This window comes from Natronobeatus ordinarius (genome assembly GCF_024362485.1).
Taxonomy (GTDB): Archaea; Halobacteriota; Halobacteria; order Halobacteriales; family Natrialbaceae; genus Natronobeatus; species Natronobeatus ordinarius.
In genome coordinates, this window is sequence record NZ_CP101456.1 from 3,270,976 (window position 1) to 3,284,316 (window position 13,341).

13 protein-coding genes are annotated in these 13,341 nt (G+C 65.6%); 4 read left to right on the forward strand and 9 right to left on the reverse strand.

Annotated features, from left to right (window positions below; genetic code table 11):
* Nucleotides 1–627, reverse strand: coding sequence for an HAD family hydrolase (locus NMQ09_RS16600; protein WP_255191701.1), 627 nt, complete (start codon nucleotides 625–627; stop codon nucleotides 1–3).
* A 293-nt stretch (nucleotides 628–920) separates the two neighbouring features.
* Here NMQ09_RS16600 and NMQ09_RS16605 point away from each other — a divergent pair, with 293 nt between their 5' ends.
* The gene (locus tag NMQ09_RS16605; RefSeq protein ID WP_255191702.1) at nucleotides 921–2,231 is read left to right on the forward strand and encodes a hypothetical protein; all 1,311 of its coding nucleotides are present in this window, start codon (nucleotides 921–923) and stop codon (nucleotides 2,229–2,231) included.
* A gap of 4 nt (nucleotides 2,232–2,235) precedes the next feature.
* Here NMQ09_RS16605 and NMQ09_RS16610 read toward each other — a convergent pair whose 3' ends face one another.
* The gene (locus NMQ09_RS16610) at nucleotides 2,236–3,828 is read right to left on the reverse strand and encodes an alkaline phosphatase family protein (protein ID WP_255191703.1); all 1,593 of its coding nucleotides are present in this window, start codon (nucleotides 3,826–3,828) and stop codon (nucleotides 2,236–2,238) included.
* Between the two features lie 258 nt (nucleotides 3,829–4,086).
* On the opposite strand from NMQ09_RS16610, the gene NMQ09_RS16615 reads away from it, so the two are divergent.
* Entirely contained in the window at nucleotides 4,087–5,034 is a 948-nt protein-coding gene (locus NMQ09_RS16615; RefSeq protein ID WP_255191704.1) for a polysaccharide deacetylase family protein, read from the forward strand.
* Between the two features lie 46 nt (nucleotides 5,035–5,080).
* On the opposite strand, the gene NMQ09_RS16620 is transcribed toward NMQ09_RS16615, so the two are convergent.
* Complete coding sequence (locus tag NMQ09_RS16620; RefSeq protein ID WP_255191705.1) at nucleotides 5,081–5,998, reverse strand: glycosyltransferase; 918 nt, start codon at nucleotides 5,996–5,998, stop codon at nucleotides 5,081–5,083.
* 134 nt (nucleotides 5,999–6,132) lie between these two features.
* On the opposite strand from NMQ09_RS16620, the gene NMQ09_RS16625 reads away from it, so the two are divergent.
* Both NMQ09_RS16625 and NMQ09_RS16630 read left to right on the forward strand, forming a co-directional pair.
* Nucleotides 6,133–6,933 (forward strand): NAD-dependent epimerase/dehydratase family protein, encoded by an 801-nt coding sequence (locus NMQ09_RS16625; protein ID WP_255191706.1) that lies wholly within the window; start codon nucleotides 6,133–6,135, stop codon nucleotides 6,931–6,933.
* Nucleotides 6,934–6,995: 62 nt separating this feature from the next.
* On the forward strand, nucleotides 6,996–7,163 hold the full coding sequence (locus tag NMQ09_RS16630) for a DUF7535 family protein (RefSeq protein WP_255191707.1): 168 nt from the start codon (nucleotides 6,996–6,998) through the stop codon (nucleotides 7,161–7,163).
* Nucleotides 7,164–7,169: 6 nt separating this feature from the next.
* Here the strand turns inward: NMQ09_RS16630 and NMQ09_RS16635 are convergent, their stop codons facing one another.
* The 6 genes from NMQ09_RS16635 to NMQ09_RS16660 form a co-directional block, all read right to left on the reverse strand.
* Complete coding sequence (locus NMQ09_RS16635; RefSeq protein WP_255191708.1) at nucleotides 7,170–8,168, reverse strand: glutathione S-transferase family protein; 999 nt, start codon at nucleotides 8,166–8,168, stop codon at nucleotides 7,170–7,172.
* 101 nt (nucleotides 8,169–8,269) lie between these two features.
* On the reverse strand, nucleotides 8,270–9,358 hold the full coding sequence (locus NMQ09_RS16640) for a DUF63 family protein (protein WP_255191709.1): 1,089 nt from the start codon (nucleotides 9,356–9,358) through the stop codon (nucleotides 8,270–8,272).
* An 89-nt stretch (nucleotides 9,359–9,447) separates the two neighbouring features.
* Nucleotides 9,448–9,897 (reverse strand): Lrp/AsnC family transcriptional regulator, encoded by a 450-nt coding sequence (locus NMQ09_RS16645; RefSeq protein ID WP_255191710.1) that lies wholly within the window; start codon nucleotides 9,895–9,897, stop codon nucleotides 9,448–9,450.
* Between the two features lie 298 nt (nucleotides 9,898–10,195).
* Nucleotides 10,196–10,459, reverse strand: coding sequence for a hypothetical protein (locus NMQ09_RS16650; RefSeq protein WP_255191711.1), 264 nt, complete (start codon nucleotides 10,457–10,459; stop codon nucleotides 10,196–10,198).
* Nucleotides 10,460–10,569: 110 nt separating this feature from the next.
* Complete coding sequence (locus NMQ09_RS16655; protein ID WP_255191712.1) at nucleotides 10,570–12,417, reverse strand: PAS domain-containing protein; 1,848 nt, start codon at nucleotides 12,415–12,417, stop codon at nucleotides 10,570–10,572.
* Between the two features lie 369 nt (nucleotides 12,418–12,786).
* Nucleotides 12,787–13,167 carry a PEP/pyruvate-binding domain-containing protein gene (locus tag NMQ09_RS16660; protein ID WP_255191713.1) on the reverse strand — a complete coding sequence of 127 codons (381 nt, stop codon included), beginning with the start codon at nucleotides 13,165–13,167 and terminating at the stop codon, nucleotides 12,787–12,789.
* Nucleotides 13,168–13,341 lie beyond the last annotated feature (174 nt).

Genomic DNA, 13,341 nt, shown 5'->3' on the forward strand with positions numbered 1-13,341 from the left:
TCATCGATCGATCACCACCAGCCGGTCCGGAACCGCGGACAGCGGCGTCTCCTCGAGCGAGACGAACGTTCCGCCCACGCCTTCGACGCCGCCGTCGGTTCGCGGGTCGTCGCCGACGTGGACGAGGTCGTTCGGCTCGACGTCGAGGTGGGCCGCCGTAATTTCGAAAATCTCGGGGGCGGGCTTTCGCCAGCCACAGCCCGCGCTCGTCACGACCGCGTCGAAGTCGGCGCGCTCGAGGGCCGACCGGACGAGCGTTCGGCCGACGAGTTCGGGGACGCTACAGTTCGAGCAGAGGCCGACGGGGCCGCGCTCGCGGGCGGCCTCGAGCGCCTCGAGTGCGCCCGCCCTCGTCCGAACCTCGGGGTCGAACGCCGCGATCACTGCCCGCCTGACGTCGCCGTGGACGAACGCGACGTCGCGACTCGAGAGCGCGGCGGCGACGTGGGCGGGAAGCGGTACCTCGGCTCCCGCGGGCGCGTCGACGTGTACCTGGCGGTAGGCGACCGGCCAGTCGTCGGGGACCGCGACGCCGCGGGACTCGAGTTCGGTCGCGACGGCGACGGCGGGATCAGCTGGCTGGTCGACGTCCACGAGCGTTCCGAAGAGGTCGAACGTGACTGCCACGTTCGTGTGACTAGCACAAGTCGACTTTACTCTCGCGGTCGGTGCGAACGTCGCCCGCAGGAAGTGAAACGGGGTGTAAAGCAACGGGCGAGGTCGCCGACAGCGGCTGCCGTTCCCGGAGCTGCCCGGACGGATCGATCGGTAGTCACGGGCTACGGATCGGAACTCGGTTCGGCGACGATCGTTCGTGGTCCCTACCCTGACGGTCAGTTCGTCAACGATTACCGCCTTTTTTATACGATTCCGTGGTCGGTCGCGGACGGCCAGCCGAGCCGACGCGCCTTCGATCACGAATGTCAGCTTCCCCATCGATCCACGTCACCAGCATCGACGCGACCGGAACCACCCTCGAGTGTAAAATTCGCCCGTCGCCCGACCTGCGACGGTTCTTCACCGGTGAGCCGTTCCGGACGAGCTACGACGTCCCGATCGAGGACGTCCCCGAGGGCGTCCTCGCGATCCCCGTCCTCGCCCACATCTGTCCCCTCGCCTGGACGCAGGGGGCGGACGTCTACGTCGAGGAGGTCGACGCGACGTTCGCCCGCGCACTCGAGGACGTGAAGGCGACGCTGCTCTCGATGTACCCGCACTTTCTCGAGGGCGGCCAGCTGAAGGCCTGCCGGACCGTCGAGGTCGCGCCCGAGGGTGGCGGCGAGAGTGGCCTGCTCTTTACCGGCGGGGTCGACTCGACGTCGTCGTACGTTCGCCGCCGCGAGGAAGAACCGACGCTGATCAGCGTCCGCGGGTGGACGATCACGCCCGACGCGAGCGACGACGGGAAGTGGGCCGATCTCCGCTCGCGCGTCTCGGGATTTGCCGACGAGCGCGGCCTCGAGACGGCGTTTCTGGAGTCGAACATGCTCTCCGCCCTCGACCACCCCATGGTGCTCGCCCACTTCGGTCACCTGGTCGACGGCGGCTGGTACAGCTCCGTCGGCCACGGGCTGGGACTGCTCGGTCTCTGTGCGCCGCTGGCCCACGCCCGCGGGATGGACGACCTGTACGTCGCCGCCACCCACTGGAAGGGCGTCGACCTCGAGTGGGGCTCGCGCCCCGACATCGACGACTACGTCAGATGGACGGGAACGCGCTGTCACCACGACGTCTACGACCTCACGCGCCAGGAACGGCTCGACCTCATCGCCGACTACGTCGAAACCGAGTCGCCCGACCTGGCGCTCCAGACCTGTAACGCCCGGATGGACGGCAACTGCAGCCGCTGTGAGAAGTGCTACCGGACGGCGATCGGCCTCCGCCTCTCCGGGCTCGACCCGAACGACCACGGCTACCAGTTCAGCGACGAGGACTACCCCGAGGTCCGCCGCTCGTTCGAGCGCGGCGAGTGGATCCTCGGCCACGACGAGCGGTACATGTGGGCGGACATCCGGGATCGCGTCCGGGAGACGGAGCCGTGTTCCGAACTCGAGGCCGAGTTCTTCGACTGGCTCGAGGCCGTCGACCTCGAGGAACTCGTGGCGGCCGGCGAGTCGCCGATCCACCACCGGCTCCTCCGGGCGGGGGCGCGAAACGCCCCGAACGGCGTCTACACGACGTTCTACCCCGTCTGGAACGCGGCGAAGACGGGCTATCGACGGATTCGGTGACCGATCACTCCATGTAGCCCAGCCCCTTCAGCCGATCCTCGACGTCGGAGAAATCGTCGTCGACCGCTTCGTCCTCGCCAGCGCGGGAGACGTCGACGCGCTCGACTTTCGAGGTTGCCGGCCTCGAGTCGCTTCGGAAGGCGTCGAAGAGGACGCGTCCATCAGCGTTCGCGGGAACGGGCTCGCCGATGCCGTGTAAGAGCGTGGGGGCGACGTCGACGACGCGGGCACTCCGGAGTTCGGCGCCGGGGTTGATCGAGGGGCCACGACAGAGCAGGACTCCTTCCGGTCGGTGGCTCGCCTGGTACGTACCGGTGTCGCCGAACGGGTCGTCGCTGATGGCACTTCGGGTCTCGTAGGTGCCACAGCCGTTGACCACGAGGTCGGGCGAGCCGTCGTCCGTCGGAAACAGGTCGTCGCCGTCGTACACCGTGAGGGCCGGTTCGTTCGATCCGGGTTCGGTGACGGACTCGAGGAGGTCGACGAGTTCGGCCTTGATTTCGGGGACCTTCTCCGGCGGAACGGCCCCCTTCTCGAAACGGTCGCTGTCGTTGACGTAGAGGCCGCCCGCACCGTGGACGAACGCGATCGTGCGCTCGTAGTCGACGTCGTACAGCTCGTGGTCGCCCGGGATCTGGGAGGCGACAGAGTCGATCACCGACCGCGGGAGCTTCGAGACGAGCAGTTCCTCGGAGACGCCCACCGCGTCCAACGCGTTCACGATCGAGTCCCGCGAGATGCCGAGGCTCGCCAGCGCCCCGCGGGTCCCCTCGTCATCCCGGCGGACCAGGTAGCCTTCCTGCTCGAGGAAGTGATTGGTGTAGACCAGTCGATCGATCGGGCCGAAGCCGTGGTCGGAGACGACGTAGAGATCCGCGTCGTGTGCCTCCGTGTACTCGATGACTTCACCCACGATCTCGTCGAGTTTCCGGTAGTGTGTGAGCATCGGCCCGTCCTCCCAGAGCAGGTGCTGGAAGCGATCGGGTTCGGTGAAGACGAAGAAAAAGAGCTGCCAGTCGTCGGTTCGCTCCATCAGCAACTGCATGAGTGCGCGACGGTTCTCGAGCATCTCGTCGACGGCGAGTTCGAACTCCTCGAGCCGGCCGGCGTACTCCGGGTAGTCGAGGCTGATCTCGTACTCTGGAATCTCGGCCTCGATCTCGTCGGCGAGTTCCGTCGGGTGCGTAAAGTCCTCGCTCGTCGAGGGAGTCATCATTCCCGAGACCAGTTCGCCGTCGATTTCCGTCGGTGGGTAGGTCAACGGTACGTTTCCGACGACCGACGGCGAGAGCTGCTCCCAGAGGGGCGACTGTTTGCAGTCCCGGCTGGTGTACATTCGATGGGAGTACGACGAGGAGAGCTTCTGGAAACTGTAGATCCCGTGCTTGTCGGGCCAGACGCCGGTGGCGATCGAGGGCCAGGCCAGCGGCGTCGTCGGCGGCCGGGTGCTATCGAGCGGTCCGGACGCCCCCTCCTCGCGCAGCCGCGCGAAGTTGGGCAACTCGCCCGCGTCGCTCCATCGCTCGATACGACTCCACGGCACGCCGTCGAGTCCGAGCACGAACGCTCGCCCGGACTGGGGGATAGATCCGCTCATGATTACAGGTCACGTTCGAGGCGTCGGCGACGCCCGCTGTCGAGGCAGTGGAGCGATTCCCGCTTTGTTATGGATCGTGTGCACGCCAACAATCCTCACTGACAGCAGACAGTGACACGGACCGACCGATCGACCCGGCCGCTCGAGCTGACGCGATCGGCCCGCTCGACCGTCCGCCAGGGGCCAAAAGGAGGCCATAACAATACCCGCACTGGAAATACGTCGCGGCATGACAAACGGCGATGCGTGGGGGGTATCGTGGGTAGCGTAGTCATCTCGCTCGACGCCGAACTCGGCTGGGGCTTTCACGACTTCGCCGAGCCGCCGACCGATCGCGTCGAGAGCGGCCGCCGCGGCTGGACGACGTGTCTCGAGCTCCTCGAGGCGTTCGACGTCCGCGCAACGTGGGCCGTCGTCGGCCACCTCATGCTCGAGTCGTGTGACGGCGAACACGCCGACCACCCGGCTCCCGACGGCTGGTTCGACCGCGAACGGACGGAGTGGCGCGACCGCGAAGACCTCCGCTTTGGCCCCGATCTCGTCCGGGCGATCCTCGAGTCAGACGTCGACCACGAGCTCGGCAGTCACTCGTTCTCACACGTCCTCTTTGGCCACCCCGATACCACAGACGAGCTCGCCCGGGCCGAACTCGAGCGCTGTCACGAACTCGCCGCCGAGTGGGAGCTCGACCTCGAGTCGTTCGTCTACCCCCGGAACGACGTCGGTCACCGCGACGTCCTCGCCGAGGCGGGTTTTTCGGCCTATCGAGGGGTCACCCCGACGCCGGACGGTCCCCGTGGCGTCCTCGAGACGGTCGTCAGCGGCCGATCGCTGCTCGTCGAACCGTCCGTCGACGAGCACGGGCTGGTGAACGTTCCCTCCTCGACGTTCCTGTTCGGCTTCGAGGGACCGTTACGGACGGCCGTCGAGTCCGTCTGGGAGGACCCGATGGTCGCGATGGCCCGCCGTGGGATCGACCAGGCCGCGGCGAACGAGGGCGTCTTCCACGTCTGGCTCCACCCGAACAACCTCGTCGACGAGCGCGACGACGAGCGGCTGCGAGCGATCCTCGAACACGTCGCCCGGCAGCGGCGCGAGACCGACCTGACCGTCGAGACGATGGGCGACGTCGCCCGCCGAGTGCGATCGAACGCGAGGACGGATCCTAACGTGGCCGCCCCAGGTCGGCCGTCCCTCGCCGAGTGAGCACTCCCGTCGATCGAAAGAGCGTCGTAGGGTCTCCATACCGCGGTCAGGCGACCCGTTCGTACACCTCGAGCAGCCGACCCGTGGTTCGGTCGAGGCTCACCTCCCGGACAGCCTCCCGGCCGTTCGATCGCTCGCCCGACTCGAGCACCTCGGCGAGCCCCGTCACCAGCTCCCGGTTCGACGTGGCGACCCGCGAGGGCGAGACGCCGGCGAGGCGTTCGCGCACGTCACCGACGTCGACGGCGACGACGGGGAGGTTGCACGCGAGCGCTTCCTTCACGGAGTTTGGCGATCCCTCGCTGTGTGAGGTCAACAAGAGCGCGTCGGCGGCGTTCATGTAGTCCGAGACGGCGTCGTGGTCGACGCCGTAGACGGTCTGTAAGCGCACGGGACGCTCGAGCATCCCGTCGACGGCGTCGACCACGCGTCTCGCCCGCGGGTAGTTTTTCAGCTCGCGTTCGGGCGAGTAGGGAAACAGAACGTGGTACTCGTCGGCCGCCCAGCCGACGGCCGCTCGCGCCGCCGACTGCGAGGTCGGCGCGAACCGCTCGAGGTCGACCCCGTCTGGAATCACCGTACACGCCCGGCCGAGGACGTCGCGCATCTCCGGCGACATGACGACGACCTCGTCGCAAACGCGGGCACAGGCGCGGCTGACGGGTGAGACGGGGCCGTGGAGGTCAGAGCCCCACAGCGAGAGGACCACCGGGAGCCGAAGCTGGGCCAGCGCCATCGGGGCGGTCGTGCCGTAGTGGGCGTGGACCAGGTCGTAGCCGTTGCGGGACTCGCCGAGCACCTGGGGGAAAAAGCGGAGGTAGTCGGCAGGGTCGCGCGAGGTCGTCTCGTCGATCTCTCCGGGGACCGAAAGCGTCGAGAACGAGACGCCGCGTCGCTCGAGGGCGGCCAGCTGCTGAGTCATAAACGGCGCGTCGGCGTTCGCCGTGAGCGTGAGGACCTCCATTCGGTGATCGATGGGCCGACTCGCGGCTTTGTTAACCGCCCCCTTCCGCGGCCGTCGCCGGCAGGGAGTGTCGGAAGCGTTCACCGGCAGGCGCCCCCCGGAGCTATTTCCGCCCGCCCGGTGTGATGATTCCCATGCCCGACATCGCGATCACCGGTGCGACCGGAAACGTCGGACGGGAGGCGATCGAGGCGTTTCCCGACCACGAGCTGACGCTCTTCTCGCGCAGCGAGTACGACGACCTCGAGACGACGCTCCTCGACATCAGAAACCGCGAGGAGTTCGTCGACGCGCTCTCGGACGAGGACGTCCTGATCCACCTCGCGGCGAACCCCTCGCCGGACGCCGCGTGGGACGACGTCTCCGAACCGAATATCGAGGGCGTCTACAACGCGTTCGAGGCCGCCCACCGGAACGACCTCGAGCGGGTCGTCTTCGCGAGTTCGAACCACGCGGTCAACATGGGCAACGTCACCTCGCCGGTCCGCCCGGAGACGACCGAGGGACAGCCGGCCGTCGTCAGACCCGACGATCCGCCGAAGCCGGACACCTACTACGGCGTCACCAAGGTCTTCGGCGAGGCGATGGGCTACTACTACGCGAAGCGCCACGGCCTCGAGGTGGTGAACCTGCGCATCGGCTGGCTGCTCACCCGCGACGACCTGCGATGGGTCTGTGACGAACGCGACGGCGCCGGCGAACGGTTCGCCCGCGCGATGTGGCTGAGCCCCGAGGACTGTCGGCGGGTCATCCACGCCGCAGCGACGGCAACGCTCGACGGTCCCATCGTGACCGCCCACGGCATCTCGCGCAACGCCGACCGATTCCTCTCGCTGACCGAAACGACCCTCGCTCTCGATTACCGCCCACAGGACGACTCGAGCGCGGTGCTCGACGACGCGAGGGGCGGGCGAACAGGACTCGACTCGCCGTGATCGGCCGGTTTCGCCTCGCCCGCGTCGAAAGATAAAATATCGGACGGACCCGAGGGTCACGTATGACCAGAACCGTGAGCACTCCGACGGGGTACGGGCCGAACCTCCAGATGTCGATCCTCGGCTACATCGTCGCGATCGGCGTCGCGATCGTGCTGTTGCCACTGTTGCCGTTTATCGTCCTGCTCTGGCTCTACTTCAAGCTGACCGACTCGAGCGACGAATCGTAGCGTCTCTCACGCCGCCTCGAGCAGCGCACGCGGCGGCTCTCCGGGAAGTTCGTCGCGGTCGTGGGGGGCGTCGAACGCGAGGTCGGGGCCGCGGGCGACGATCCGGTGGGGGTTGACGCTCGGGTGGGTGGTGTAGTAGTGTTCTTTGATGTGGTCCATGCGCATCGTCTCGGCGACGCCGGGCGTCTGGTAGAGGTCGCGGAGGTACGGCCAGAGGTGGTCGTACTCCCTGACGTACTGGACGTTACACATGAAGTGGGTGTGGTAGACGGTGTCGAATCGGACGAGGGTGGTGAACATCGCTACGTCGGCCTCGGTGAGGCGGTCGCCCGCGAGGTAGCGCCGATCGGCGAGCACCTCGTTCCAGTGGTCCAGGGCGTCGAAGAGGTCGTCGACCGCCTCGTCGTAGGGCTCCTGTTCGGTGGCGAAACCAGCCCGGTAGACGCCGTTGTTGATCGGTTCGTAGATTTCCTCGAGGATCCGATCGATCTCCTCGCGGTCGTCCTCGGGGGAGAGGTCGACGTCCCGTGTGGCGATCCCCTCGAACGCCGTGGTGAACAGCCGCATGATCTCGCGGGACTCGTTGTTGACGATCGTGTCCGTGTTCCTGTCCCAGAGGACGGGCACAGTCACTCGGCAGGTCGCATCGGGATCGGCGCGGACGTACAGCTCGCGCAGGAAGTCGGCGTCGTGAACGTGATCGCGCGTACAGCCGTCCTTCTCCGGGGTGAACTGCCAGCCGCCCTCGCCGCGGTACGGGTCGACGACCGAGACCGAGATAGCGTCCTCGAGGCCGAGCAGCGACCGGACGATCAGCGTGCGGTGCGCCCACGGGCAGGCGTCGGAGACGTAGAGGTGGTACCGGTCGGCCTCGGGTCGAAATCGCGCGTCCGGAGCGTCTCGAACCCAGTCGCGGAACGGCGTCTCCCCGCGCTCGAACGCCCCCTCCTCGGTCGTGGCCTCGTAGGCGTCGGTTCGCCACTCGCCGTCGACGAGCATGTTCATGTATCGCTCGAGGAGCGCCAGCGATAAAGGAGGCCGCTAACATCGACGTTACCGGCCGATCGTTCGAAACGCGGTGAAAACGGGCGGTGGTCGCGAACCGATCAGACGCCGAACGTCGCCCGGAGCATGTCCCGGGTGCCGGGGCCGAGGCCGACGGCGACGACGGTGATCATGAGCAGGATGGCGAACCGCGGACTCTCATCGAAGAACTCCTCGTCGAAGAGCCGGATGATGACGACGGCGGCGACGATCTTGAGAAAGACGAACGGCCACGCCGTGCCGAAGGTGTCGACGATCGCCGCGTTGATCGGGTGTTTCGGCGAGAGGTTGTACGGCCAGCCAAAGGCCGTCGCGTAGTCGAGGCCGATGAGGTTCGCGATCCCGTCGACGGTGTGTGCCCAGATCACCACGATCCCCATATATCTGGTGCCGCGGTTGGTCTTCGGAGAGAAGCGCTCGAGCAGTACCCACGTCACCGCAGTGACGACCGTCGCCCCGCCGAGGGTAGCGACCGAGATCAGGGGGAAAAAGCCGAGGCTCCCGACGCTCGAGAGCGAGGCAAGCAGCGCGATCGTCGCCAGGAGCGCGACCGTCCCGATACCAGCCAGCGGATACTCGTAGCCGGGGACGTAGTCGCGTCGCTCGAGCCAGACGGCGACGACCAGCGCGAGCAGGGTGAACAGGGCGACGGTGACGTAGATGAATGGGCTGATCAGCAGTGCAGACCACGGCAAGGTGATCGCCATCTCGCCGGTCTCCCGGAACGCCGCGACGTTGGCGTCCTCGACGGTTCGGAGCGCGCCGCCGAACAGCATGAACGGGAACAGTCCGTAAAAGCCCGCGCGGTAGCGGTCGATGTCGAGCCACTGGATGACGAAGTAGATCCCCACCAGGAGCAACAACAGCGTGGGGATGTAGCCGGCGTAGGAGACGAACGTGTAGCCCGGCGAGGCGGTCGGCCCGGCGTCGGCCGGCGCGTCCGCACAGTTGACCTGCGCGCCGTCGGCCCAGGCGACGCAGCCCCAGCCGTTGGCGTCGGCGACGACGGGGCCCCAGTAGTACTGCCAGATAAACTCGACGTACACCCGCTGTGGGTCCAGCAACACGCCGAGGAAGAGCGCAGCCACGAGGAGCACGACGACCGCGACCCAGAGCCGAACCGGCCCGACCCGGTCGATGAACTCGTCCATAATCGATACCCAGCGCGGGGGGCCGCTTACCGTTTCCGATTTCGGACGTCTGTAACCGCCAGCAGACGACTCTCTGCGGCCGTCCCTTCTCAGATCGAGAGCTGTCGACTCTCGTAGCTCGTTCCCAGGATCACCATCGTCTGTGAGCGAGAGAAGCCGTCGACGTTAGCGACGTGCTCGAACATGAGTTCGCGCAGGGCGTCGGCATCCTCGGCGTAGACGCGCATCATGACGTCCCACTCGCCCGTCGTCATGTGGACCTCCTGGACGCCGTCGAGTTCACCGAGTCGCTCGAGGGCGTCCTCGGATCGACCCTGCTCGACGCGGAGGCCGACGAACGCCGAGATACCGTAGCCGACCGCCCGTGGCTCGACCGACGCGTGGTAGCCCTCGATCACGCCGGCTTCCTCGAGTCGACGGACGCGATCGTGAGCGGTCGCACTCGACATCTCGATCTGTCGAGCGATCTCGCTGAACGGCGTCCGGGCGTTCTCCTGGAGAATCCGGAGGATCTCCCGATCGGTGTCGTCGAGTTCCATACTTTATTTCGAGGAGTCGCCAACAAAACGCTTCCGTCACCGGCAGCCAACTTCGAGTTTCCGGGGTGACGGTGAACTCGCCAGCCCACAGTTAGCTTCTCGAACGAGCGATCAACGACCGGATCGTCGAGGCGGCTGGGTACGATCGTGGCCGGCGCCTCGGAGCCTCCGGTTCTAGGGGCCGTTTGTCAGTTGCCGCCGATCGACCGCGACTGCTGTGGCGCCGTCGCACGTTGGTCGGTCAACACAACAATTGCTCGGCGAGGGATTTCAGGCCGGGTCGAGGCACCCGGGTTCGTTAGACCGAGGGTGCGCGCGAGGGGGTTCGCACTTCCGACCAGGCAGCCAACAGCAGCCAGACGACGGCCATCACGACGAGGGCGTACCACACTGGAACCGCAAAGAGCACGCTGAGCAGAGAGGCCACCACCCCACCGAGAGCCAGGGCAGGAACGGTCAGCACGACCGTGAGCGTCAGTGGTAGCTCGAACTCGTACCGGAGCGCCAGCACGATCAACACGCCGAGTACGATGAACGAGGCAGGAATCATTCCACCGAACATTGCACATAAAAATATATGTCACGATAGATTATAATGGTCCCGTTGATTCTCCCGTCGCGGGAATCGTGTGCGGGTGAGCGCCACGACTACTGTCGCTCGGCTGTGAGCGATCAGCCGGCGTCGCGAGAGGCTGCGTGCGTTCGTTCGACTTCCTTCTGTGGCAGTGAAATCGTCACGATGCTCCCGCGCGGCTCGTTTTCGCCGAACGAGAGCCGCCCACCGGCGTAGGTCACGATCCAGTGGACGAGCCACAGTCCCATCCCGCTCCCGTGGAGTAACGCGTTCTCCGCCTGACCCGTGGTCAAGAACTCGCGTTCGTCCACCGGAATTCCAGGCCCGTCGTCTATCACCCGGATCTCGAGCCCATCCGCAGCAGCAGTCGCCTCGACCCTGGCCAGTGGTTCCTCGCGGTCGCTGTGCCGGAGCGCATTGTCGACCAGCTCCCTGACCGCGACCTCCAGATGCGGCGTCGTCGTCACGGGCTCGGTTGGCCCAACGTCCAGCTCGATCATCGAGTCCGGATAGCGCTCTTGAAACTCGGTGACGACCCGGGCGAGCACCTCCTCGAGGTCTTGCGGTTGTGAAGCACGAGGCTTCGCAATCACCCTGGCGACGAACCGCTGTTTGGTGGCCAGCTCTAACAGCCGTTCACTGGCTGTGACGATCGCATCGCCGGCGGTGGCGAGCTGACCATCAGCTTCGGCGACGATCTGTTCTGCGTTGCCGAGAATCACGTTCAGTTCGTTGCGAAGATTGTGACGCAACACGCGGTCGAAAATCGCAAGCTGCTGTTCGCGTTCCTTTCGCTCGGTGACGTCCGCAGTGAGACCGACGATCCGGTACACCTTCCCATCGTCGTCTCGAACTGGGACGGCACGGTCGTGCACCCACCGAACCTCGCCGTCCGGCCGGACGATCCGATACTCCTCGTCGTAGGCACCAGTAGCCTGATCGGCGATCGCACGTTCAACTCGCGCTCGATCTTCCGGATGGACCGCCGTGAAAAACGACGACGGCTGCTGATACAGCGACTCGATCGATCGCCCCCAGACGGCCTCGTAAGCGCGATTGACGTAGTACAGTTCCTCCTTCTCGGGACCGCAGATCCAGACGATCTCGCGAACGTTTTCCGCCAGCCGATGGAACTGTCGCTCGCTCTCTGCCAACCCGTCGATGTACGACCGCCGGTCGAGACACCCGGTCAAGAGCAGGACCGTCATCTCGAGCAACTCGCGCTCTTCGGTGAGAAACGGGCCCTCGTCTTCGGGAGGTCGCTCCTCGAGGTAGCCCACCTCGAGTTCGATCCCAATCCCGGTAGCCGTCTCACCGTCGCTTTTGAGCGTGTCGGTGGTCACCTCGAAGCCATCGGTGCAGACGGTCGTCTCCCCGACGACGAGCCGGACCGCCGTCTGCTCGGGGTACTGGAACGCATCCGAGATGAGGGCTACTACGTCGGCCAGGACCTCCTCGTCGGGCCAGTTGGCCCCAGTCAGGAGTTTCATCAGGCGATGAATCGTCTCGAGTTCTTTCACCCGTTCGTTGAGCAGCCGTTCAGTCCGGTGACTCCTGACGAGATTCTGGATCCGTATCGCGAGTTCGGTGACGTGTGTCGGATCAGCCTCGCGTTGCAGATACGCCGTCGCAGACGCCGACAGCACCCGCCTCAGGTGCGGGATAGAACGCTCTCTGGGATACAGAACGAACGGGAGGTGTCCGTCGATCGCTCGAACCGCCCCGAGGAGGGCGATTCCATCACGGTCTGGCAACGCCGCGTCGCTCAGTACACAGTCGACGTCGGCACCCGTAGCGAGGCACTCGAGTGCGTCGGCAGCAGTTGCGACGGTGTGCACGTCGAATCCGGCAATCGCGTGTAGCTCCCGGGTGATCTCCCGTGCGTGTGCCGTATCACTCGTCACGTAGAGGACCGTGAGTGACGGCAAATCTGAGAGATCAGTCATGTCTCTGCATTCTTGCGGACGATCATATACGTATTGGCGAATCGGAATTTCTCGGCCAGACAGCCTCCCATCTGCAGTGGCGTAAAAATGGTGAGACAGGCCAGCGATTCATCGCACTCTCAGAAGACGTCTGTAAGGTACTGGACGATTGGATCGAGCAGCAACGACCGCCAGTCACCGACGAGCACGGCCGAGAGCCTCTCGTGACAACACTGGAAGGACGAGCTCACACGACCACCCTTCGCGGTGACTGCTATCGGTACACTCGACCACGTGTGCCGACGAGAGAGTGCCCGCACGGGCGCGATATCGAGGAGTGTTCAGCAGCTGACTACGACGGCGCTTCGGAGTACCCCCCTCTGTGAGCCCTCATGCTCTCCGACGGGGCGGAATCACCTCGAGCACCGTGCTATGCTGTCCCGCAAAGGAGGCCGTCGGGAGGTCCTCGGCCGTCGCACTCGACCTGGCGACGTACGAGACGTCCGGTTCCAGCTGACTCTCGATCGACGACTCGACGTCCGTTGGGAGCTCTGTGGCCCGAACGGCGTCCCGGAGAGCAGCCGCCCGCTCTCCCAACGTCTCAGTATCGGTTGTACCTGTGGCCTCGAGGTCGTCGATCATCGCGACGATCTCCTCGTCGTCGACGAGTTCGTCGTAGACAGCCGTCGTCACACAGAAGCCGTCCGGAACGGGAAGCCCGGCCGAGAGGAGTTTGGTGAGATTCGCACCCTCTCCTCCAGTGAGTTGCAAGTTCGTCGACTGGGGGTCCGATAGAGAAAGTACGGCGGGAGATCGCTCGAGGATGGCCATACTCCTCTTTCGGTCCCCTCATATTTCACCTTCTTGTGAAATAACCGGATAGTCCATTAAGATACGATTTGGAACCAGACCGCTGACGACATCGATACAGTGCCCACTCTCGTT

What these genes read in the sequence shown, in the direction of transcription:
- NMQ09_RS16605 (WP_255191702.1), top strand. Translation starts at nt 921, where the DNA reads ATGTCAGCTTCCCCATCGATCCACGTCACCAGCATCGACGCGACCGGA.
- NMQ09_RS16610 (WP_255191703.1), bottom strand. Translation starts at nt 3,828, where the DNA reads ATGAGCGGATCTATCCCCCAGTCCGGGCGAGCGTTCGTGCTCGGACTC.
- NMQ09_RS16620 (WP_255191705.1), bottom strand. Translation starts at nt 5,998, where the DNA reads ATGGAGGTCCTCACGCTCACGGCGAACGCCGACGCGCCGTTTATGACT.
- NMQ09_RS16625 (WP_255191706.1), top strand. Translation starts at nt 6,133, where the DNA reads ATGCCCGACATCGCGATCACCGGTGCGACCGGAAACGTCGGACGGGAG.
- NMQ09_RS16630 (WP_255191707.1), top strand. Translation starts at nt 6,996, where the DNA reads ATGACCAGAACCGTGAGCACTCCGACGGGGTACGGGCCGAACCTCCAG.
- NMQ09_RS16635 (WP_255191708.1), bottom strand. Translation starts at nt 8,168, where the DNA reads ATGAACATGCTCGTCGACGGCGAGTGGCGAACCGACGCCTACGAGGCC.
- NMQ09_RS16640 (WP_255191709.1), bottom strand. Translation starts at nt 9,358, where the DNA reads ATGGACGAGTTCATCGACCGGGTCGGGCCGGTTCGGCTCTGGGTCGCG.
- NMQ09_RS16645 (WP_255191710.1), bottom strand. Translation starts at nt 9,897, where the DNA reads ATGGAACTCGACGACACCGATCGGGAGATCCTCCGGATTCTCCAGGAG.
- NMQ09_RS16650 (WP_255191711.1), bottom strand. Translation starts at nt 10,459, where the DNA reads ATGTTCGGTGGAATGATTCCTGCCTCGTTCATCGTACTCGGCGTGTTG.
- NMQ09_RS16655 (WP_255191712.1), bottom strand. Translation starts at nt 12,417, where the DNA reads ATGACTGATCTCTCAGATTTGCCGTCACTCACGGTCCTCTACGTGACG.